Raw genomic sequence first — 1,171 nt, 5'->3', positions numbered from 1 at the left:
TCCGTTTTCTGAGACGTCCCCTTGTTGTGACCACTCCGACCGCGCACAAAAGCCTCTGAGCCGCTTTTAGCGGAATATGGCTTTGCAAGGTGAAGGGATGGATAGGCGATCCCTTTCGATCCCTCACTGGTATCGGCGGCTAACCCTCGGTGCTACCTGTCATTTCATCCTGCCGCCTTACATGCGCTAACGCGCATAAATCCCCGTTCCTCAGTGGAACGAAAACTCACGCTAACAGGGTAGTGACCGGGTAGCCACGATAACTGCCAACAAAATTAGCTTATAGGTTAATTCTACCTTGTCTGAAATTAGCCTATAGGTTAATATTAATAGAAATGGGAGGTCACATGTTTAGCGTTGTTTATCACCCGGAAGCCAGGGAAGAAGCCACAGCATTACCCGTAAAAATCAGGGTGAAGTTTGACCGTCTCATCGGCAAACTGGAGTATGACGCCCGATTACTGCGGGAGCCGGACACGAAGCCCCTGGGCGATGGACTTTTTGAGATCCGCACGATGGGGACGGACATAGCCAGGGGAATCTGGGTATACCACAAAGGCAATACCATCATCATGCTCCGTGTTTTCATCAAGAAGTCACAGAAAACGCCAGCGAAAGAAATCGATCTCGCCAAAAAGCGGTTAGCGGAGGTACTTAATGAAACTGGTAAGCCATAAAGAACTGCATAACGAGTGGATGCAGGACGATGAATATCGCGCTGCATGGCAGGAAGAAGAACGTAAGGAAAAGCTCAGGGAGCTGCTTGCTGAATGGCGCAAGCATGACAACCTGACAAAAGCGCAGGTTGCTGAACGCATGGGGGTTACACCTCCGGTTATTTCTCGCCTGGAAAACAACATCACCAAAGCCAGCATCGACACACTGACCCGCTACGCTCACGCCTGCGGCATCAAGAAACCTGTCATTGCCCTGTACTGAATAGCCAGCCCTCCGGGGCTGGCCTTTTTGTTTCGGTCAGTCCCAAAATTTTGTTAAAGCAAGTTTAAAATGTCACCTGTTTCTCCAAAGTTGAAATGTCACTTCTAAGCCAATCTATTTATACATAATCTTTACATCTTTCCCCGGTGACAAAGTGCTAATTGGTCTGTAATGTTCAATGTGTGGCAGGCAAGCCGCCGGTGACTTAGGGAAGGTGCGAACAAGTTCCTGA

The 1,171-nt window shown here is 49.1% G+C and carries 2 protein-coding genes; both read left to right on the top strand.

Features of this window, described 5'->3' with window-relative positions; genetic code table 11:
• Window positions 1-347 precede the first annotated feature (347 nt).
• Window positions 348-677 (top strand): type II toxin-antitoxin system RelE/ParE family toxin, encoded by a 330-nt coding sequence (locus tag FDW88_RS01160; RefSeq protein ID WP_000493286.1) that lies wholly within the window; start codon window positions 348-350, stop codon window positions 675-677.
• Window positions 658-939, top strand: a complete 282-nt coding sequence (locus tag FDW88_RS01155) for a helix-turn-helix transcriptional regulator (RefSeq protein WP_000780222.1) — start codon at window positions 658-660, stop codon at window positions 937-939. The genes FDW88_RS01160 and FDW88_RS01155 overlap by 20 nt, the downstream gene beginning before the upstream one ends.
• The last annotated feature ends 232 nt before the right edge of the window (window positions 940-1,171 follow it).

This window comes from Citrobacter sp. wls829 (assembly GCF_005280825.1).
GTDB lineage: Bacteria > Pseudomonadota > Gammaproteobacteria > Enterobacterales > Enterobacteriaceae > Citrobacter > Citrobacter gillenii.
Note: the sequence above shows the minus strand (reverse complement) of the source record. Positions and strands in the feature narration are given on the sequence as shown.

Excerpts from the sequence above, each read along its gene's own strand:
- FDW88_RS01155 (WP_000780222.1), top strand. The coding sequence starts at position 658 with ATGAAACTGGTAAGCCATAAAGAACTGCATAACGAGTGGATGCAGGAC.
- FDW88_RS01160 (WP_000493286.1), top strand. The coding sequence starts at position 348 with ATGTTTAGCGTTGTTTATCACCCGGAAGCCAGGGAAGAAGCCACAGCA.